The organism is Aliivibrio wodanis (assembly GCF_052920805.1).
This window is the reverse complement of sequence record NZ_JBREXA010000002.1, coordinates 441,388-461,712: the sequence shown is the minus strand read 5'-3', so window position 1 is coordinate 461,712 and position 20,325 is coordinate 441,388. Positions and strand designations below refer to the sequence as shown.

The 20,325-nt window shown below is 38.0% G+C and carries 15 protein-coding genes, 7 tRNA genes and 1 riboswitch; of the genes, 17 read left to right on the top strand and 5 right to left on the bottom strand.

The window, feature by feature from the left end:
* The first annotated feature begins 171 nt into the window (after nt 1-171).
* The 3 genes from purR (at nt 172) to ACU5DF_RS10000 (ending at nt 4,208) form a co-directional block, all read left to right on the top strand.
* On the top strand, nt 172-1,185 hold the full coding sequence (gene purR / locus ACU5DF_RS10010; protein ID WP_446712741.1) for an HTH-type transcriptional repressor PurR: 1,014 nt from the start codon (nt 172-174) through the stop codon (nt 1,183-1,185).
* A 155-nt stretch (nt 1,186-1,340) separates the two neighbouring features.
* Nucleotides 1,341-1,427: riboswitch (cyclic di-GMP riboswitch) on the top strand.
* Between the two features lie 125 nt (nt 1,428-1,552).
* Nucleotides 1,553-2,140: a TfoX/Sxy family DNA transformation protein gene (locus tag ACU5DF_RS10005; protein ID WP_045102348.1), complete on the top strand. Its 588-nt coding sequence runs from the start codon at nt 1,553-1,555 to the stop codon at nt 2,138-2,140.
* A gap of 322 nt (nt 2,141-2,462) precedes the next feature.
* Complete coding sequence (locus ACU5DF_RS10000; RefSeq protein ID WP_446712740.1) at nt 2,463-4,208, top strand: sensor domain-containing diguanylate cyclase; 1,746 nt, start codon at nt 2,463-2,465, stop codon at nt 4,206-4,208.
* Nucleotides 4,209-4,228: 20 nt separating this feature from the next.
* Here the strand turns inward: ACU5DF_RS10000 and ACU5DF_RS09995 are convergent, their stop codons facing one another.
* Nucleotides 4,229-4,966 carry a VP0952 family biofilm-associated protein gene (locus tag ACU5DF_RS09995; RefSeq protein WP_045102349.1) on the bottom strand — a complete coding sequence of 246 codons (738 nt, stop codon included), beginning with the start codon at nt 4,964-4,966 and terminating at the stop codon, nt 4,229-4,231.
* Between the two features lie 184 nt (nt 4,967-5,150).
* Nucleotides 5,151-5,648, bottom strand: a complete 498-nt coding sequence (locus ACU5DF_RS09990; RefSeq protein WP_446712739.1) for a YbaY family lipoprotein — start codon at nt 5,646-5,648, stop codon at nt 5,151-5,153.
* A 312-nt stretch (nt 5,649-5,960) separates the two neighbouring features.
* Between ACU5DF_RS09990 and tesB the strand changes: the two genes are divergently transcribed.
* Nucleotides 5,961-6,824, top strand: a complete 864-nt coding sequence (gene tesB / locus ACU5DF_RS09985) for an acyl-CoA thioesterase II (RefSeq protein WP_446712738.1) — start codon at nt 5,961-5,963, stop codon at nt 6,822-6,824.
* Between the two features lie 56 nt (nt 6,825-6,880).
* Here the strand turns inward: tesB and ACU5DF_RS09980 are convergent, their stop codons facing one another.
* Nucleotides 6,881-7,345, bottom strand: coding sequence for an Lrp/AsnC family transcriptional regulator (locus ACU5DF_RS09980; RefSeq protein ID WP_045102351.1), 465 nt, complete (start codon nt 7,343-7,345; stop codon nt 6,881-6,883).
* 236 nt (nt 7,346-7,581) lie between these two features.
* On the opposite strand from ACU5DF_RS09980, the gene ACU5DF_RS09975 reads away from it, so the two are divergent.
* The 6 genes from ACU5DF_RS09975 to ACU5DF_RS09950 all read left to right on the top strand — a co-directional run bounded on the left by ACU5DF_RS09975 (nt 7,582) and on the right by ACU5DF_RS09950 (nt 14,368).
* Nucleotides 7,582-9,396, top strand: a complete 1,815-nt coding sequence (locus ACU5DF_RS09975; protein WP_446712737.1) for a M4 family metallopeptidase — start codon at nt 7,582-7,584, stop codon at nt 9,394-9,396.
* 188 nt (nt 9,397-9,584) lie between these two features.
* Nucleotides 9,585-10,649 (top strand): PLP-dependent cysteine synthase family protein, encoded by a 1,065-nt coding sequence (locus tag ACU5DF_RS09970; RefSeq protein ID WP_045102354.1) that lies wholly within the window; start codon nt 9,585-9,587, stop codon nt 10,647-10,649.
* 126 nt (nt 10,650-10,775) lie between these two features.
* Nucleotides 10,776-11,459, top strand: a complete 684-nt coding sequence (gene queC / locus ACU5DF_RS09965; protein WP_045102355.1) for a 7-cyano-7-deazaguanine synthase QueC — start codon at nt 10,776-10,778, stop codon at nt 11,457-11,459.
* A 114-nt stretch (nt 11,460-11,573) separates the two neighbouring features.
* Complete coding sequence (locus ACU5DF_RS09960) at nt 11,574-13,223, top strand: Lcl C-terminal domain-containing protein (protein ID WP_446712736.1); 1,650 nt, start codon at nt 11,574-11,576, stop codon at nt 13,221-13,223.
* Entirely contained in the window at nt 13,220-13,738 is a 519-nt protein-coding gene (locus ACU5DF_RS09955) for an Lcl C-terminal domain-containing protein (protein ID WP_446712735.1), read from the top strand. The genes ACU5DF_RS09960 and ACU5DF_RS09955 overlap by 4 nt, the downstream gene beginning before the upstream one ends.
* Nucleotides 13,739-13,747: 9 nt before the next feature.
* Nucleotides 13,748-14,368 (top strand): porin family protein, encoded by a 621-nt coding sequence (locus ACU5DF_RS09950; protein WP_446712734.1) that lies wholly within the window; start codon nt 13,748-13,750, stop codon nt 14,366-14,368.
* A 131-nt stretch (nt 14,369-14,499) separates the two neighbouring features.
* On the opposite strand, the gene vexH is transcribed toward ACU5DF_RS09950, so the two are convergent.
* Nucleotides 14,500-17,610, bottom strand: coding sequence for a vibriobactin export RND transporter permease subunit VexH (gene vexH / locus ACU5DF_RS09945; RefSeq protein ID WP_446712733.1), 3,111 nt, complete (start codon nt 17,608-17,610; stop codon nt 14,500-14,502).
* 2 nt (nt 17,611-17,612) lie between these two features.
* A complete protein-coding gene (locus ACU5DF_RS09940; protein WP_446712732.1) occupies nt 17,613-18,668 on the bottom strand; it encodes an efflux RND transporter periplasmic adaptor subunit in 1,056 nt (351 codons plus the stop codon).
* A gap of 306 nt (nt 18,669-18,974) precedes the next feature.
* Here ACU5DF_RS09940 and ACU5DF_RS09935 point away from each other — a divergent pair.
* The 7 genes from ACU5DF_RS09935 to ACU5DF_RS09905 all read left to right on the top strand — a co-directional run bounded on the left by ACU5DF_RS09935 (nt 18,975) and on the right by ACU5DF_RS09905 (nt 20,072).
* Nucleotides 18,975-19,058: transfer RNA gene (locus tag ACU5DF_RS09935), tRNA-Tyr, on the top strand.
* Nucleotides 19,059-19,142: 84 nt separating this feature from the next.
* A tRNA-Tyr gene (locus ACU5DF_RS09930) sits at nt 19,143-19,228 on the top strand.
* A gap of 84 nt (nt 19,229-19,312) precedes the next feature.
* Nucleotides 19,313-19,396: transfer RNA gene (locus ACU5DF_RS09925), tRNA-Tyr, on the top strand.
* 85 nt (nt 19,397-19,481) lie between these two features.
* Nucleotides 19,482-19,565, top strand: a tRNA-Tyr gene (locus tag ACU5DF_RS09920).
* 85 nt (nt 19,566-19,650) lie between these two features.
* Nucleotides 19,651-19,734, top strand: a tRNA-Tyr gene (locus tag ACU5DF_RS09915).
* Between the two features lie 85 nt (nt 19,735-19,819).
* Nucleotides 19,820-19,903, top strand: a tRNA-Tyr gene (locus tag ACU5DF_RS09910).
* Nucleotides 19,904-19,988: 85 nt separating this feature from the next.
* A tRNA-Tyr gene (locus tag ACU5DF_RS09905) sits at nt 19,989-20,072 on the top strand.
* Nucleotides 20,073-20,325 lie beyond the last annotated feature (253 nt).

Genomic DNA, 20,325 nt, shown 5'->3' with positions numbered 1-20,325 from the left:
GATAAAATTTGAACATAAAATGAAAACCGCATTTTAAAGCGGTTTTTTTATTTATACCATATCATTAATCATATGATATTTAGGGCCTATTTATCTTCCATCAGTTCTCTATAGAGCAAAACAATTTGCTGGAACATAAATAGCCCCTTAATCACTATTTAAGGCTCTTATATGGCTACAATTAAAGACGTCGCAAAATTAGCAACAGTGTCGACAACAACCGTCTCTCACGTAATTAACAAAACACGCTTTGTTGCAGAAGCAACACAAAAACGTGTATGGGAAGCCGTTGAAGAGTTAAATTATGCACCAAGTGCTGTTGCTCGCAGTTTAAAATGTAATACTACTCGTACTATTGGCATGTTAGTAACTCAATCTTTCAATCCCTTTTTTGCCGAAGTTATGCATGGTGTTGAAAACTATTGTTATAAACAAGGTTACACTTTATTCATGTGTAATACTGAAGGTGATCTAGACAAACAAAAACACTACCTTCGTATGCTTTCTGAAAAACGTGTTGATGGGTTGTTGGTTATGTGTTCAGACCTAAATGAACAACTTTTAGCCTTGCTTGAAAAAAATACCGAATTACCAATGGTTGTTATGGATTGGGGACCTGATAGCCCTCATACAGATAAAATCATAGATAACTCTGAAGAAGGTGGATACCTTGCAACAAAACACTTAATAGAAAATGGTCACACTAACATTGCTTGTATCACAGGACAATTAGATAAGTTGACTTGTAAAGAACGTGTTCATGGTTTTCACCGAGCACTTTCCGAAGCAAATTTAGATTCTAATCCTGAATGGATTTTAGAAGGTGATTTTGAATGCTCTTCAGCAGCAAAAGCAGTTGAGAAAGTATTAGCAACCGAAGCAAAAGATCGCCCTACTGCTCTATTTTGTTTTAATGATATTATGGCGTTAGCCGCCATCAGTAAGATTCAACAATCAGGGTTAAAAGTTCCAGAAGATATTTCTGTAATTGGCTATGACAATATTGAATTATCGGCTTACTTTTCACCTCCTTTAACAACTATCCACCAACCAAAACGAAGAGTTGGAAAAACGGCAGTTGAAATTTTACTCGAGCGTATAAAAGATAAACATCATGAACGCCGTATTTTTGAAATGCAACCAGCCGTTGTTTCTCGTAATAGTGTTCATAATAGAACCAAATAACAAACTAGAGTTCTATAAAAATCAAGTCATAAGTTCAGGTTTTATTGAAAACCTGAACTGAGTTAACAGAAATGACCCTTGTTTTTATGAACCAATATCACATTATTGAGTTTTTGCAGTCACTCCCTTTGTTGATTGCTATATCATCAATGATGTCACAAACAGGGCAAACTATGTGAAAGCATAGGACGCAAAGCTTCCGGCCTACGTATTTATATATATATGGTAGCGGGGTTGCCGATGGTAAGTATTCCACTCGATGTTGTTATTTTACCTAAATATAACAATGTTGGGCTTTAAACTTGCTAGTATTTCCTCGGGCTCAGTTGTTTAGTGACATAGACTTAACTAACCGAGAATTATTGCAATGGATAAACCAATACTAAAAGATTCACTTCGTCTTCTTTCCTCTCTTGGGAAAGTCACATCTCGTTCAATGTTTGGCGGTTTTGGTGTCTTTATTGATGACACTATGTTTGCCCTTGTTGTGCAAGATAAACTTCATTTAAGAGGTAGTGAAGAGACGATTAACTTATTTAAAGAGCAAGGGTTAGAACCTTATGTTTATAAAAAACGAGGCTTTCCCGTTGTTACCAAATACTTTGCCATTTCACCAGAGTCTTGGAAAGAACCTGATTTAATATTAATTCAAGCAGTTGTTGCTTTTGACGTTGCAAAAAAAGACAAAGAAAAACAGAAAACTGCAGCCCCAACACGTATTAAAGATCTGCCTAACCTGCGACTAGCTACAGAACGAATGCTTAAGAAAGCAGGCATTACTACTGTTGAAGAGCTACGTAATATTGGTTCTGTAAATGCTTATAAAGCCATTCAGCAAACCCATTCTAACTCTGTTAGTGCTGAACTTTTATGGTCTCTAGAAGGCGCAATAAAAGGCACTCATTGGTCTGTTGTTTCTGCTGAAACAAGACAGGAATTACGAAAGCAACTGTAAGATCACAAAGCAACAACTCTCTGGTTTTATGTTGTATGATTACTCTAAATAATCGTACAACATTTGACCTGCGAGACAAAACCAGCCTACCATTTCTATAATTTAGCTAAGATTCACTTACGCTGAATACCACCTAGAGCCATATAAACTCCTTAACTCATCATCATTTTACCAATGTTAATTCCTCATTTATATTAATTAGCCTATCATACTTATTAATTCTTTAAACTCTCTGGGAATTTACATTAATTTAATATATTCTTAAAGCTTATATATAGAATGGCAGTCCATTTGATGGTACTGGACTCAATAGGTAAGACAAATGAAAAAAAATACCATCAGCAAAAAATGGCTTTATTTACCTATCATATCCATGATTTTCACCATGACTCTCGGCTTGTTTGTATTTAATTCAACACTGTCAGATTGGCTTGAAAATAAGGTTGAAGGCGGTTTATCTGAAGAGATCTCACGCGTCATAAAGGACATAAGTGATGATCAAGTTTCTTTTTCTGATTTAAAAGCACTAGACGTTTATATCAAAACTAAACTAGAGCTAGCCAAAGAAGATCACATCACAATTATCAAAGCTGATGGTACGCCGATTGCAGATAGTGATATCTCTTTAGAAGCCGTATTACAACTGGAAAATCACTTAAACAGAAAAGAAGTCGTTGATGCTAAGAATCTGAGTTATGGCAGCACAACTCGATTTAGTACTTCTCGCTTTAAAAATTTATTGTATTCCGCAAAGTCATTAGATTATCAAGGTCAAACTTACATTATTAGGGTAGCTACACCATTAACGCGTATAGACGCAATGGTAGAAGAGCTAATGAATATCCTAATGATTTTAATGGGCATTAATATTTCACTTGTTGTTGGCTCATCATTATTAAGTAATAAGCTTATTACTCAGCAAGTACAGAATGAGCAAGATCAACAAGAAGAGCGTATTGAGCAGCGTACTCAAGAGATTGAATTACTGCACCGCCTTGCGACTATGCTGGCTGCCTGTAATTCCATTAATGAAGCTCAAATGGTAGTCGAAGATATCCTTCCTCGAATTCTTGGTAACGTAAATGGCGTTATTTCGTTAATGCGTTCATCTCGTAACCAACTGCTTGTTAAGTTGGATTGGGGCGGAGTATGGCCAGGTAGCAAAACTTACGCTCCAGAAGAGTGTTGGGCGTTACGTAAAGGTAAATTTCATCTCGCTAATGATAAATACACGACTCTACCCTGCTCTCATATGGCAGCCACAGGGATCGACCAAACACTTTGTATTCCATTAACGGCCCATGGTAATACCATTGGTATGATGCATATTTATCTTGGTGAGCAAGAAGAGCTAGATGAAAATATCCAAAAGCTTGCTTTTACCGTTGCTGAACATTTAGGCCTTGCCCTTGCTAACTTGAACCTACAAGAGAAGCTAAGAGAACAAGCCATCAGTGATCCTTTAACGGGTCTGTATAATCGCCGTTACTACGAAGAAACGATTAACCAAGAACTGATGCGTGCGCATAGACACAAACAAGAAATGTCTATTCTTATGCTCGATCTTGATCACTTTAAACGCTTCAATGATAACTACGGTCATGATGCTGGTGATTACGTATTGAAAACAATTGGAACGTTATTACTCAATACTATGCGTGGTGAAGATACAATCTGTCGTCTTGGTGGTGAAGAGTTAGCTATCATCTTGCCTAATACAGGAGCTGAAGAAGCGCTTACTGTTGCAACTAAATTATGTGAGTCCGTTCGCGACCTTCATCTTGCGATTAAAGATCTATCATTAGGTAAACTAGGCGTCTCTATTGGTATTGCTACTTATCCTAAAAATGGTCTTCAATCTGATGATTTAACTAAACTTGCTGATATTGCTTTATATGAAGCAAAGGGACGCGGTCGAGATCAAGCCTGCCATTATGATGATCTTATTCATAATCAGGATAATGCAGAAACTCAGATTGAAGAAGCGATTGAAGTAAACGCTACCTTACCCACAGCAATCGATAAGAAAGAACACGAAAAAGCCAGTGTCGTTTCTATCAATTCATAGAAAATAAACAAATGGTGAGCCTAATCAATAGGCTCATCATCTAGCTGCATCATAAAGTCAGTTACCCAACCTATCAGCAGAATCATTAGCCAGGACACCATAATAGCAGTTGGCACTTCAAATTTTGGGGAGATGACCAACGTACTAAAAGCTATAACCGGTAATAACCACGACATCATAGACAACCAATCACGGTATTTTGAACGAGCAATACTTTGTAAGCAAACAATTAATCCTGTTATTGATAATGCAACAAGCGCTGCGTGTTGTAAGCCACCTATCCATAAAGGGATAACTAACACTAATGGCCACCAAGCGTTGCTATTCACAGGTTTCCAGCTTCTTGCTGCAATCCACACTAAACCAACACTTACAATTTGAAGTAAAGTTAAATACGCACTACCATCTAATTTTTCTTCATATTGTAAAGCCATTATTCCAGCCTCCATCGCAATAACTACAGATACGATAAATGCAATTAAATGTATGCTTTTACGACGAGAAAAAATCACCATCAATAATGGAAACAATGTCCAAACTGCAACAGAAAGAGATAAAGGCTGAGAGTTTAAAGTCATACCAAACAGAGAAAAACCAGCTAATAGAATCCAAGTAGCCACTCCACCTTGAGGAATAAGCCATAACATCGGAATAGCAAGAGCTAAAAATGGTAACTGTCCCTCACTAACACCAAATGCTAAAACGCCTATGACAACTAATATAAAACTTAATAAAATCGATAGCACCGCTAGAAACATCACCACCCCTCCTTGGTATAGAGTTGTTTATTTAGGTATAATTTCAGTTTAGCGGCAATATCGACTTTTATCACGGATACACCTCACCTTTCTGTCATCACAAACGAGAGTATCCTACATTTAAATGAATCTATATTTTAAAAAGTCGCCATAACCTCTTTAATCCACAAATATGTATTTCGATTTATTGACGAACACTTTTTAACACTAAATTTTGTTGTAGCGTCTGTGCAGTATCTGTAATCACTGCGTAATTTGTATCTGTAGTAAAGCGTAACTTACCATCAACCTTAATTGTTGCGCGTACTGAATAACGATGATTAGCCTGAATATCAGCCGTCGTAAACTCTAAAGAATAATCAAACGGTGATGACTTACCCGCAGTTGTAAATTTCTGCTCTGAAATCACTTTAGAGGCAACATCAGCTAAAGAAACGTCAGCTAAGGTTATCGTTACTACTGCATTTTCAGGTAATGCAATGCGTTCTCTGTAACCAACGCTACCGGTAACAGTTTGCGTTTCTGAAACATCTAGCTTATCTTCAACGACTACTTGTGCTGTATCTTCTTGCACAATGACTTCTTGTTCACTTACTACTTTGCTTGTCTTATCTGTTGAATTACAGCCAGCCATTGTAATTCCAGTAACCACAGATAGAGCAATCAATAATGTTTTTTTCATTTTATTCTCTCTTTTTATAATACCAATTCCTGTAACTAACTGTTCATTATTAGTTAAATAACTCAATAAATAGGTCATCTACTGAATACATTGGTATAAAATTATTGTGTGATTAAAACCAAACAAATATAAACCGAATACTACACTCTGTCTTGTAGTTGAAATGACTTTTGACAGAAAATTAACGTAGTCAGGGGGAAATTACACCATTTTGATATAAAAGTGGACACCAGCCTTCACATCTAGATTATTGAACTTAATTAAAATATCCCTCACAATATAATAATAACGTCAAAGGTATTAAGGAAAAAAATGAATAAACCATTAAATGAATTATTAACTCTCTTACAACTAGAACAGTTAGAGCAAGGCTTATTCAGAGGTCAAAGTGAAAACCTTGGTTTACCACAGGTTTATGGTGGGCAAGTCATTGGACAAGCGCTTTCAGCCGCTCGCTATACCGTTGATAATGATAGAACAGTGCACTCTTTTCATAGCTACTTTCTTTATCCTGGCGATCCTGAAAAAGCCATTATTTATGATGTAGAAAACTTACGAGACGGACGAAGCTTTAGCACTCGTCGTGTAAAAGCGATTCAAAATGGACGCCCTATTTTCTATTTAACGGCGTCTTATCATGGTGATGAACCTGGCTTTGAACACCAATCAAGCATGCCGAATATTGCAGGACCAGAGAACTTTGCTTCAGAAACACAACTTGCCGAAGCTATTAAGCATGTACTCCCTCCTGCTGTGCAAAAGATTTTTTGCGGTGAAAAATCAATTGAAGTTCGCCCTGTAAATATTGTTAATCCATTAGATCCTAAAAAAGCAGCGCCTACACAGCATTTATGGATTAAAGCCAATGGCGAATTACCAGACGACCAATTAATTCATCAATACTTATTAGCTTATGCGTCTGATTGGGGATTCTTACCTACCGCCCTTCATCCACATGAAGTCAGCTTATTAACACCAAACTTCCAAGTAGCGACGATTGACCATTCAATGTGGTTCCACCGTCCATTTAAGATGGATGAATGGTTACTGTATTCAATTGAAAGTACCAATGCGAGTGGCTCACGTGGCCTAGTTCGTGGCGAAGTGTTCAACCAGAAAGGTGAACTTGTCGCTTCTGCAATGCAGGAAGGTGTGATGAGAATGAAGAAAAAATAGAACCAGAGTGATAAGCAATGCAGGTCTACAGTCTACCTGCATTGTTAACTTTAAAACTATAAAGGCAATTCAGTCGTGTACTTTAATGGCTCCATAGCAAAGGTACTCGTTACATTCGATATTCCATCTATGCTATTCACTAGTTTTTTGTAAAATCCGTCAAATGACTTCATATCCTCAGCAAGTACCTTCATCATATAGTCGTATTCACCCGCCATGCGATAAAACTCCATCACTTCAGGGAAATCAGACACCGTATCAACAAATTGGTTATACCACTCTTGAGAATGGTTTGATGTTTTAATCAAGACAAACGCGTTAAAACTCAATCCTAACTTTTCAGGATTAAGTAAGGCCACTTTCTTTTCAATTACACCATCTTCTTCTAGACGTTTTAATCGCTTCCAGCACGGTGTGGTAGTTAAGTTAACGGCTTCTGCTAGATCTTGTAATGAGATTGTGCTGTCTTTTTGCAGTAATGAAAGTAAGGTAGTATCTACCTTGTCTAAACTATGACGCATAATTATTTTACCTATTATTCAAAAGCTTGTTTTTTCGTTACTCAATTACGTAGATAATCATAAAGCATTTCTAGAAATAAATCCCAATCTCATCTATAAAATGAAACTTGTATAACAAGCCACTCAGCCCTACGCTTAAGGTAACTATTTTTTCAATACACCAAGCACTTTTTTATTGATGATGGCTAAAGCATCTACGGTCTTATTTGTCATTCGATAAAAAAGCACTGGAGGTTATGATGTTTCAAAAAATTATAGTCACAATTATTGCTTTATTTTTTTCAATGTCTATCTTTGCAGCTCCTCCTCTAAAAACGTTCAATACCCATAATCTAAAAGGACAAGATGCATGGTTATTCGAACTTCCTTCTGACATCAGATTAATAAAGCAGAACTCTTTATCTAACAAAAAATTCAAAGCCACTCATTACCAACAAATGCTAACTGACATCCCTATTTTTGGAGCAAAACTCACGATAATTAGCGATCAAAATAATCAGCAGATAGCCGTAATTGGCCGTCATTACTCTAAATTCATCACGACTAATCGAATTCACTTAAACAACACAGCAGCCATTCAAACGGTAAAACAGAAAATTGGTTCAAAAGGAAAATGGCGTTCTACACTTTATATCAATCCTATTAACGGTCGTCATTTTTATATCGTTGAAAATAAAAAAGAAACATCAAGATGGTTTCATTGGGTTGATTCAGAGAGTGGGGTTATTTTAAATGCTTATGATGGTTTAACGACAGGCAGTGGTATTGGCGTACTTGGAGACCAAAAAGATTTGACTGGTTTAACCACCCTTAACGGTAATCGCTATGAATTAATCTCATCAAATCAACGTATAGTCACTTACGATGCAAAAGGAAAAAACCGCTTACCAGGAACACTTGCTATTGATAATGATGATGACTGGATAATTGAAGGTAGGACATCCCCCGGACAAGCAGCACTTGTTGATGCTCACTTCTACGCCAATATTACCGATAATTATTTTACCTCTCAACTAGGTTTTAATTGGTTAATCCATTATCAACAGGGAATGGTTTCATCCGCACATGTAAAAAGAAATTACAACAACGCCTATTGGAATGGTTATCAAATGGCTTATGGCGACGGTGATAACGTAACTTTTACAAACCTTTCTGGGGATTTAGATGTTGTTGGTCATGAGCTAGCGCACGGCTTAACAGAAGCAACGAGTGATCTTATTTATCAAAATGAATCTGGTGCTCTTAACGAATCCTTCTCTGATATTATGGGGACAAATATTGAATTTTTTTACAATGATGGAGACTGGCAGAATAATGAAATAATCACGGCAACAAACCATGGTAACTGGAGCATTGGTGAAGACATAACTATTAATGGAAATGGTATTCGTAATATGGCGAATCCAAGTTTACATGGTGATCCAACTCATTATGCAAATAGATATACAGGCTCTGGCGACAATGGAGGTGTTCATATCAACAGCGGTATTATTAACCATTGGTACTATTTACTGGTTAATGGAGGAGTAAATGCTGCTTATAGTTCCGTATCTAGAGTTGAAGGAATTGGATTACATCAAGCCTCTCAAATTGTTTATGATGCTTTTACCTCACTAGCTCCTAACGCTTCTTTCTGTGATGCACGAGACGCAACACTAGCAGTTGCGGATAATACAATTCTAGCTAGCTCAAATGTTGCAGCAGCTTGGGATGAAGTCGGTATCGATGATGTGTTATGTAATGGCACTGGTGATGGAGGAGATACCGGAACAGGAGAAAATGACGATCTCAGCATTTCAAATATAACAAGTAGTAAGCTCAAAGGAAGAAATTTTCAGATAGAGTGGAATACTAACATAGTATCAACCTCCGAAGTTATTTTTAACTGTTGTGGCAGTTTTACTAATGATAATCAAACTACCGCTCATAGTCTAAGTTTCACAGGAGCTAAAAATACAACCTACATTTATTATGTTTCCTCAAAAGTGCTCGATAATAATGGCACAGTTTTAGAGCAAGTGACAGAAGGGCCTTATACACATAATAATTAGTTCAATAATATCTTATCTTTAGCAAAGATCATTCAGTGATCTTTGCTAATATTTCATTTTAAATCTACAAAAATTCACTTATATAGAATTTTTTTCTCCTTTACTGGTGATTTAGTAGATTTAAAGTAAAGTTTTTCTCAGTAAATATAGGTACATTAGATACATCATCACCTTTAGAGGAAAGTATCATGTGTACAGATCATAACTGGATTAACAACGCTATTCGTAAAATTGAAGCGGACTACCAACGCTCTGCAGATACGCATCTTATTAAACTTGATTTACCTATGCTTGATGGTATTGATTTATATCTAAAAGATGAAAGCACACACCCAACAGGATCTCTAAAACACCGTTTAGCGCGTTCTCTTTTCCTTTATGCGATCTCTAATGGTTGGATTGGTCCAAATACACCAATTATAGAATCATCTTCTGGTAGCACTGCGGTATCAGAAGCGTATTTTGCTCGTTTATTGGGATTACCATTTATTGCCGTCGTTCCTCGTAAAACAGCCAGCAAAAAAATCGAGATGATCAAATTCTACGGTGGTGAAGCTCACTTTGTTGAGCGCTCTGATGAAATTTATGCTGAATCTCGTCGTCTTGCTGAAGAGTTAAATGGTCATTATATGGATCAATTTACTTATGCCGAGCGTGCTACTGACTGGCGTGGTAACAACAATATTGCGGATAGCATCTTTAACCAAATGAAATTAGAAGATCACCCTGAACCAACTTGGGTTGTAATGAATCCGGGTACTGGTGGTACTTCTGCAACTATCGGTCGTTTTATTCGTTTCCAAAAATACAATACTAAACTGTGTGTGGTTGACCCTGAAAACTCAGTATTTCACGATTATTATAAAACAGGTAATAAAGCGCTAACTTTAGACTGCGGCAGTAAAATTGAAGGCATTGGTCGCCCTCGTGTTGAACCAAGTTTTATTCCTGGCGTTATTGATGAAATGCGAACGATTGCAGATACAGAAAGCGTTGCAACTGCTCGCTGGTTAGAAAACATTTTGGGTCGAAAAGCAGGTGCCTCAACAGGAACCAATCTATTTGGAGCCTTACAACTAGCGTGTGAAATGCAACAACGTGGCGAAAAAGGGTCTATTGTTACCTTGCTGTGTGATAGTGGTGATCGATACCTTGATACTTATTATAATGACGAGTGGGTTGCTAATAATATTGGCGATTTAACACCATGTTTAGATCAACTAGCTCGTTTTGAGAAAACCGGCCAATTATAACGAATCGATAAAATAATAACGTCCAGCTAGGATTATACCAATTGGTAATAACGATAAAGCCATCGATCATCGGTGGCTTTTTTACTACAATAGCCTATAAATAATCCTACTGAGATTCATTACCTTATGTCTACAGCAATTGTTGTTTTTAGTGGCGGTCAAGATTCCACTACCTGTTTAATTCAAGCACTGACTCAATATGACCATGTTCATTGTATTACTTTTGATTATGGCCAACGTCATAATCAAGAAATTGAAGTCGCTAAAAAAGTGGCACTAGAGCTCGGAGCTGCTTCTCATAAGGTGATGGATGTCGGCTTATTAAATGAACTCGCTGCCAGCTCATTAACTCGCGATAACATCCCTGTTTCTCATGAGCTGCAAGAAAATGGCCTACCAAATTCATTTGTCCCTGGTCGTAATATTCTTTTCTTAACACTTGCTGGTATTTATGCCTATCAATTGGGCGCAGAATCAGTAATCACTGGTGTGTGTGAAACTGACTTTTCTGGCTACCCTGATTGTCGTGATGAGTTTGTAAAGTCTATTAACCAATCTCTTGTTTTAGGCATGGATCGTAAGCTTCGCATTGATACGCCATTAATGTGGCTAAACAAAGCAGAAACATGGGCGCTTGCTGATAAATATGGAAAGCTGGACTATGTTCGCAACCATACATTAACCTGTTATAACGGAGTTATTGGGGATGGTTGCGGTGATTGCCCATCATGCGAATTACGCCAAAATGGATTAGATACTTATATAAATAATAAGCTTGATACCATGAATGAATTACATAAAAAGAATTAGAAAATTTATTATTTGTCACAGTTATCGTAGTGAAACTGTGACAAGCATTCACATAATGGCTTGTTTTGTGGGATAATTCTTCTATTAATAATTACTCATACTACAGGCTATATAATGAAATATTCAAAGATTTGCCTATTATTCGCTTGTTCTTTACCCCTCATCGGTTGTAATGATGAAACTAGCGACTGGGATAAGAACGTGCCACCGGAGTCAGCAATAACCCTTTCTATTGCTGAAGGCACAACATTAACTGAACCACTTAATGCTACTTCAGTCGATTATATTCAGGTCTATTTGTCAGAACCGAGTCAGCATGACTTTACTATTCATTACACTACTGCTGATGATACCGCAACTTCTGATCAATCAAACTCTGATTATCATTATCAGGCTTCAACAAATGCAAGTGTTGCTGTCAATATCGGTGATGAAAGAGTTAAACTCCCTATTACAGTAAGAAATAATCAATTACACGAAAATGATGTTAGCTTTACGCTGTCATTTACTGCTGATAATTCTAGTTATTTAATTCCTGAAAATAGCTATGCAATTAATATTAAAAATTCAGATCCTGTTCCGGGGGTTAACTTTGATACCGTATTTACTAACGCCAAAGAAGGGGACAGTAATTTAAGTTACTCACTGACATTAAGCCATAGAACAACCAGTAGGTTAGAGATCATAATTACGCAAAGTGGTACAGCAACTGCAAACGAAGATTACACACTACTAACCCCTCTTCCTCTTGTTATTGAACCAAAATCATTAACTTCTTCGATTGATTTAAATATCAACACAGATACTAATTTAGAGTACAGTGAGTTAATCGCATTTAGTATGGATACCACCGGAACTTATCAACCAGGAGAAAGAGGGAAACTATCTATTCTTATTGCTGGTGATACAAGTCAAAATGATACCGGTTTAACCACTGTTTATGATGGTAATACTTTTAATGCTTCAGGTCCTAATGCTGAATACCCAGGTCAAGATGCCGAAAGAGGCAGAGATATTACAGATCCTAGCCCTATTGACGGCCATGCTGGTTATTCGTTTTTGAAACACAATTATGCAGGTGAGCCACTTGATGAGAATTCAAGTAATTATGCCTGTATTCAAGATCAGACAACTGGCCTTTATATTGAAGCCAAAGGTGATTATCTTGCACCGCTAAGTGATTCAGTTGTAACCATTGATAAGCGTATTCAAGACTACAAAGACGACCCAGACGCGAACAGTTATCCAAGTGAGTACAAAACACAATCATCACGTTGGAATAATATTGCTGGTGTTTATACTTGGTACGAACCTGATGCCACATTAAATAATAATGTTCCAGGGTCTTTAGGAAGTGGATTTACCCACTCAGATTACCCTGTTAGCTCTTTTTGTTCTTTCCCAGACTCTGAAATGGCCAATTATGACCCAAGTTCACAGAATTGTAATAGCAATACTTATATTGCTAAATTAAATTCAAATGGTGTATGTGGTTTCAAGGATTGGCGTTTACCAACACCGTCTGAATTACGTTCATTTTTAATTCTCGATACTTCAGTGAACCCAAATGCTATTGACTACTTTCCACCAAGAAACCAATTAATTAATAGCACATCAAGCCAACAATTGGTTTGGACTAGTGCAAGTGCTATCAATACTCCTGCCTCAGCTTGGTGTGTTGATATAGAAACAGCTAAAGCACACTTATGTAATAAAAATACATTTAATACAACTATTGCCGTTCGAGGAGGGGTAGAACAATGATAAAGAAAATAACACTACTTAGTACATTATTGATGACTTCTCCGGCTTTACTAGCGCAGGTCTGCTCAGATACGGTACCAGAAAGTCACTTCGCAGGGCAATTCGTTGACAAGCATGACGGTACTATTATTGATGTAAAAAATAGTTTAGTGTGGCAAAAGTGTAACTTTGGCGAAAACTACAATGAACTTACAAATGCCTGTGATGGCAAAGCTAGTGATCTTCGAGATTGGAAATCAGCTTTAGAAGCAGCCCAAACGGTAACTGAATTTAATTTACCAAACATCCATGAACTAGCATCATTAGTAGATTACTCTTGTTATTCTCCATCAAGTGATTTATCTATTTTCCCAACAATGCATTCATCTCCTTACTGGTCTTCTACTGGTGACTTTTTAAATACTAATGCAGAAATCAAAGCTTATGTTATTGATTTTTTTGATGGACAAGAAGTCGATACTCGTTTAGATGAAGTAAAATATATTCGTCTAGTAAAACCCCTAACTCATGAGTAAATTCTTTTGATGAAAAAAATTGCACTTTTAACAGCCTTATTACCAATTAGCGCTCTCGCCGACTATTCACAGCCGAGCTCTAATACAAATAAAAAAGATGCCTTACCGGAATCTTACTTTTATTTAAATACAGGTTTAGTTGAATTCAAAAAAGACTTACCAAATACACTAATTGTAAATGAAGAAACGACTAAACCTAATTTTGGCTTAGGTCTTGGTTATCATATTAATCAGTACCTTGCTGTTGAAACTTTTTATCGTTATTCAGAAACTGAATTTGATATTAGTTCTCAACTTGCAATTGATGATTTTTCAATTCAAGTCCATCAATTAGGTGCGGCTATTGTTCCTTCAACTGCTATTTTTGGTCAATCAGGAATTGAGATATTTGCTAAGCTCGGAGCTTCATTCGCTAAAATTAATACGGCTGATTTAATTAACAATGGGAAATATTCAAGCGAGTCGGGAGGATTGTTTGAAGCTGGTGCAGGCATTCAGTGGAATAGTCATAATGATGTACTAGTACGTTTTGAGTATACAAACGTATTCGCTGATGCAGGATTTGATCAAGCGATGGAGAATACATCTTTTGATGGTTTCCAGCTTTCCGTTGGTTATTCTTTTTACTAAAGAAACGCCTTAATAAAGGGCTAATCCCGCTCACGAATTTAAGCAATCATTTTAGCCTTTGATGGTATAATTAAAGCACCTAAATATTATTTAGGTGCTTTAAATCTTGCAAAAACCTTTATCTCACAACACTAATGCGAAATACGCCCTGTAATATCATGGTCTAATTCTTTATTTAATAACGCTTCTACATGACCCGGTGAATGCGTCTGTCCTGAAATTAGTCGATACATTGCAGGGATAACAAATAACGTTACCAAGGTCGCAAACGCCATACCAAAGAAGATAACCGTACCTACTGCCACTCGGCTTTCGTAACCTGCACCTGTAGACATTATTAATGGAATCGCACCCGCTAATGTCGTAAAGGCAGTCATTAAAATAGGACGTAAACGACGCGCTGAGGCATCAACAATCGCTTGCTCTAACTCTATGCCTTTATCTCGCAGCTGGTTCGCAAACTCAACAATCAAGATCCCGTTTTTGGTTACCATTCCGATCAACATGATCATACCAATCTGGCTATAAATATTCAGTCCTTGGCCCATAATAACTAGCCCTAAGAAACCACCGAACACCCCCATAGGAACAGTAAACATCACTACCATTGGGTTAATAAAGCTTTCAAATTGTGCCGCCAGAACAAGATAAGCAACCAGTAACGCTAATCCGAATACGACTAAAATACTTGATTGGTTTTCTTTAAAGTCTTTTGACTCACCGGTATAAGCGACTGAAATATCACTCGGTAGCATTTCGATTGCTTTTGCATCCAGATAATCCAGAGCATCACCTAATGTCGCACCATCTTTTAGATTGGCACTTAAGGTAATGGATTTCTGTTTATTGGTGTGTGATAGACGAATAGCAGATGCAACTTCATTAATTTTAGTTACCGTATCAAGAGTGACTAATTCTCCAGTCGCCGTTCTCATGTAAATTTGGCTAAGATCCGCAGCATTATTGAAGCTATTTTCATCACCTCGTAAATACACATCGTACTCTTCACCGCGATCCACATACGTGGTTTCACTTTTACCACCAAGCATGATCTCAAGGGTATCTGAGATATCAGAGATCTTAATGCCTAACTCTGCAGCACGGTTACGATCAACTGACACAACTAACTCTGGTGTTTTTTCAGAATAGTTAATATCCGCACCTTCCATCAATGGGCTATTATTGGCTTCTGCTTTTAATACATCACCCCATTTTTGTAGCTCTTTGTAATCTGAACCACCAAGTACGAACTGCACGGGCTCACTTGAACCACCACGGAAGCCTGGCATCATTGGGAATACACGAACATCAGGAATATCGACTAAGGTTTTACGAATTAAGCCTAATCCTTCTTGAGCTGTTAGATCTCTGTCTGCCCAATCTTCTAAGATCATGATAACAAAACCAGTCTGATCACCTGCATTACCACCAAAAGCGGGTGATTGAATACTGAATGATTTTAAGAATCCTTGACCAAGTAATGGCATCAGTCTCTCTTCAACAATATCCATGTTCGAGCTCATTCGGTTATAACTGGTGGCATCAGCACCACGAACAAACGCAAACAATACGCCACGGTCTTCTTGCGGTGTTAATTGAGATGGCACTTGCTGCATTAGACCGTAACTACCGCCAATACACGCTAAAATAATAACAGGAGCTAATAAACGCCATGCCACTGCTTTGCTAACCGATTTACGATAACCTCTTTCTAAACTAGCAAATAGTTTATCGACAAAAAGATTAAAACGATTTGGTTTAACATTGGCTTTTAAGATCTTACTGCCTAGTACTGGGGTCAGTGTCAACGCTATCAATGATGAGAACAACACAGACATTGCTAACAATACAGAGAACTCAGTAAATAATAGACCTACCATGCCGTCCATAAATGAGATCGGTAAGAATACCATTACCAGAACTAAGGTCGTTGCTATTACAGCAAAGCCCACTTCTCTTGTACCTTTATAGGCAGCTAAAAGCGGTGACTCTCCTTTTTCTAAGTGATGGAAGATATTCTCAACCACTACGATGGCATCATCGACCACCAAACCAATCGATAAAATCAGTGCCATTAAGGTAATTAAGTTAATTGAAAAACCGAAGTAATACGCCGCCATAAACGACGAAATCAAAGAGACAGGAACCGTAACCGCTGGGATTAGTGTTGCACGAGCTTGGCCAATAAAGATATAAAGCACCAAGATAACCAAACCACCAGTAATAAAGAGTGTGCTGTACACCTCAGAAATTGAGCGATCAATAAATACGGTAGAATCATAATCAATAGCTAAACGAGTGCCTTCAGGTAAAAACTGCTGAATTTTAGCCACTTCTTCATGAACTAAATTCGCCACATCTAACGGGTTTGCATCCGATTGAGGAACAATCCCCATGCTTACGTTAACGACACCATCACTTTTAAAGGTCGAATTTTCGTTTTCAGCACCAATGAACACATCAGCGACATCTTTTAGATAAATCGATGTGCCATCGCTAGCCGTTTTGACAACTAGATAATTAAAGTCTTCTGCTTGGTTATAGAGACGCTCAGTTCGAACCGACATCACGATGGCGTCATTACGGACTTCACCACCCGGACTTTCGATATTCTCTGAACGAAGCGCCGCGGTAATATCAGAAGCAATAACGCCTCGCCCTGCCATTAAATCAGGTTTGAGCTTTACATACATAACCTTGTAAAGACCACCAGAAATATCAACCGAACTCACGCCAGTAATCAAACTAAAACGGTCTACCAATACACGCTCGGTATAATCGGTAAGCTCGGTTCGATCCATAACACTTGAGCTTAAATTAATATATAAAGACGCTTCTCCACTGCCATTATTCTTAAAGACAACCGGATCATCAGCTTCATCAGGCAAGCTTCGCTGGGCACGAGCTACCGCATCACGAATATCACTCACGCCGGTATTTAAGTCGTAACCTAAATCAAAGGTAATGGTAATACGAGACATGCTGTTACGAGTAGTTGATTCGATTTCATCAATACCACTAATGCCTGAAAGCTGATCTTCCAATACGGTCGTGATCTGACTTTCAATAATAGTCGCTGAAGCCCCTTCATAACGAGTACTAATCGAAACCACAGGGCTTTCAATATCAGGCATTTCACGTACGGCTAGTTTACTAAACGACACCGCACCAAACACACACAACAACAAACTTAAAACAATGGCAACCACGGGCCTTTTTACTGAGGTATCAGATAACCACATGATTATTGTCCTTTAACGGTAGGTTGAGTCTCTTGCTCAAGTAACTTAACGGTCACGCCTTCACGCATATTAACTAAGCCTTGAACTACGATATCTTGACCAATCTCTAAACCAGATTCAATCACTACGCGATTTTCAACACGAGCGCCCAGTGTAACTTGAGTACGAGTCACTTTATTATCATCACCAATTACGTAAACATAACGTTTTGTACCTGAGTACTCTAATGCTTGTACTGGAATGATTGGTGCATTAATCGCTGGGAAGTCCAACTCTGCCGCCATTAACATACCCGGTTTCATTTTTAGATCTTTATTTGGAAATTCAATACGGATACGTAAGTTCAAGGTTTCTGCATTAATACGAGAATCAATACCCACCACTTTTCCTGAAAATACCGTTTTCCCCCATGCTTGGCTCATAGCATCTACTTTCATGCCAGTAGATAACATAGAAAGATAACGCTCTGGTACTTGCAGATCTAACTGCATTAAAGATAAGTTATCTAAGGTCAGTAATTCAGTACCTACATTAACCATTTTTCCGCGGCTAAAATCGATGAATCCAACCGTGCCAGAAAAAGGAGCTGAAATATGAAGATCTGATAAGTTTGCATTTGCCGCTTCTAAACGTGCTTGGGCAATATCAACACTGGCTTTTTGACCATCAATCTCAGTCTGAGTAATGGCGTTCTTTTTCGCTAAGCGTTGAAATTCTTTCAATTTACGTTTTTCATCATTTAAATACGCTTGTGCCTCTTTAATAGCAGCACTGGCTTTATCATCATTTAATTGAATTAAAAGCTGCCCCTTTTTAACCTCTTGATTTGCCTTAACCGTAATTCGGTCTATTTTTCCAGAGACTTCTGGAGAGATAATGACAGACTCTGCCGCTTCTAATTTACCGATTAAAGATAATGATTGAGATATTTCATGAGTTGCAACCTCTTCAGAGACAACAGCAACCGATTGATTTCCTCTTGATTTATTAGCATAAGAAGGTGTTGATAAAGTGCATGCTAATAAAACCGCAAGAGTAATAGACTTAGTTTGATTCATATTGATACTTATTATTTGAATTATTAAAATTACTTACTGGCTCTAGTTTACCAAGTGAAAGCGCTTTTGTTCGTCAATGAATGTAAAGATGGTGCAATAAACTGTAAAAACAATCACTTCCATATGACCCATTTTTATATTATTTGTTCAAAAATGGTGCTTTTTACCCCTTTTTGACGAAAAACCAATCATTCAAACCAAAAAACAAAGAAAAGTGCTTTACAGAAAAACGAAGTTTGCTATTATTCGCTCCGAACTTGGCAAGGTCGTTGGGAAAACTCTTGCTAAGTATAAAAATCTCTCGTTGGGGGGGTTCCCGAGTGGCCAAAGGGAGCAGACTGTAAATCTGCCGCGTAAGCTTCGATGGTTCGAATCCGTCCCCCCCCACCATTATTCTTCTTGATTGTGTTAACGATTAAGATAACTTGATTGCTCTGTTGGGAAACGAGTTTGTTAAGTATAAAAATCTCCGTTGGGGGGGTTCCCGAGTGGCCAAAGGGAGCAGACTGTAAATCTGCCGCGTAAGCTTCGATGGTTCGAATCCGTCCCTCCCCCCACCATTATTCTTCTTGATTGTGTTAACGATTAAGATAACTTGGTTACTCCGTTGGGAAACGAGTTTATTAAGTATAAAAATCTCCGTTGGGGGGGTTCCCGAGTGGCCAAAGGGAGCAGACTGTAAATCTGCCGCGTAAGCTTCGATGGTTCGAATCCGTCCCCCCCCACCATTATTCTTCTTACTCATTATTAACGGATAAGATAACTTGATTGCTCTGTTGGGAAACGAGTTTGTTAAGTATAAAAATCTCCGTTGGGGGGGTTCCCGAGTGGCCAAAGGGAGCAGACTGTAAATCTGCCGCGTAAGCTTCGATGGTTCGAATCCGTCCCCCCCCACCATTATTCTTCTTACTCGTTATTAACGGATAAGATAGCTTGATTGCTCTGTTGGGAAACGAGTTAGTTAAGTATAAAAATCCTCGTTGGGGGGGTTCCCGAGTGGCCAAAGGGAGCAGACTGTAAATCTGCCGCGTAAGCTTCGATGGTTCGAATCCGTCCCCCCCCACCATTATTCTTCTTACTCGTAATTAACGAATAAGATAACTTGATTGCTCTGTTGGAAAACGAATTAATTAAGTATAAAAATCTCCGTTGGGGGGGTTCCCGAGTGGCCAAAGGGAGCAGACTGTAAATCTGCCGCGTAAGCTTCGATGGTTCGAATCCGTCCCCCCCCACCATTATTCTTCTTACTCGTTATTAACGATTAAGATAACTTGATTACTCTGTTGGGAAACGAGTTAGTTAAGTATAAAAATCCTCGTTGGGGGGGTTCCCGAGTGGCCAAAGGGAGCAGACTGTAAATCTGCCGCGTAAGCTTCGATGGTTCGAATCCGTCCCCCCCCACCATTATTTATCTCGTTAGAGATCGAAAAGCCAATTCAGAAATGAGTTGGCTTTTTTTGTGCCTGCTATTTCTTCTGTAATACCAATCCAATATTAATAGATATAATACCAATCGTAGTAAATAACTGATCATCCTAGTTGGTTAAAATACTCGATAACTGCGTTTAAATTTTTGATTGTAGGATAACTACTTACCGAAACTATTTGTCGAAAAGTGCCGCCTTGTTCTCAAGCATTTTTACTTCGCTATTTCTGA

Coding starts and splice junctions, on each gene's coding strand:
- purR (WP_446712741.1), top strand. CDS start 172: ATGGCTACAATTAAAGACGTCGCAAAATTAGCAACAGTGTCGACAACA.
- ACU5DF_RS10005 (WP_045102348.1), top strand. CDS start 1,553: ATGGATAAACCAATACTAAAAGATTCACTTCGTCTTCTTTCCTCTCTT.
- ACU5DF_RS10000 (WP_446712740.1), top strand. CDS start 2,463: ATGAAAAAAAATACCATCAGCAAAAAATGGCTTTATTTACCTATCATA.
- ACU5DF_RS09995 (WP_045102349.1), bottom strand. CDS start 4,966: ATGTTTCTAGCGGTGCTATCGATTTTATTAAGTTTTATATTAGTTGTC.
- ACU5DF_RS09990 (WP_446712739.1), bottom strand. CDS start 5,648: ATGAAAAAAACATTATTGATTGCTCTATCTGTGGTTACTGGAATTACA.
- tesB (WP_446712738.1), top strand. CDS start 5,961: ATGAATAAACCATTAAATGAATTATTAACTCTCTTACAACTAGAACAG.
- ACU5DF_RS09980 (WP_045102351.1), bottom strand. CDS start 7,345: ATGCGTCATAGTTTAGACAAGGTAGATACTACCTTACTTTCATTACTG.
- ACU5DF_RS09975 (WP_446712737.1), top strand. CDS start 7,582: ATGATGTTTCAAAAAATTATAGTCACAATTATTGCTTTATTTTTTTCA.
- ACU5DF_RS09970 (WP_045102354.1), top strand. CDS start 9,585: ATGTGTACAGATCATAACTGGATTAACAACGCTATTCGTAAAATTGAA.
- queC (WP_045102355.1), top strand. CDS start 10,776: ATGTCTACAGCAATTGTTGTTTTTAGTGGCGGTCAAGATTCCACTACC.
- ACU5DF_RS09960 (WP_446712736.1), top strand. CDS start 11,574: ATGAAATATTCAAAGATTTGCCTATTATTCGCTTGTTCTTTACCCCTC.
- ACU5DF_RS09955 (WP_446712735.1), top strand. CDS start 13,220: ATGATAAAGAAAATAACACTACTTAGTACATTATTGATGACTTCTCCG.
- ACU5DF_RS09950 (WP_446712734.1), top strand. CDS start 13,748: ATGAAAAAAATTGCACTTTTAACAGCCTTATTACCAATTAGCGCTCTC.
- vexH (WP_446712733.1), bottom strand. CDS start 17,610: ATGTGGTTATCTGATACCTCAGTAAAAAGGCCCGTGGTTGCCATTGTT.
- ACU5DF_RS09940 (WP_446712732.1), bottom strand. CDS start 18,668: ATGAATCAAACTAAGTCTATTACTCTTGCGGTTTTATTAGCATGCACT.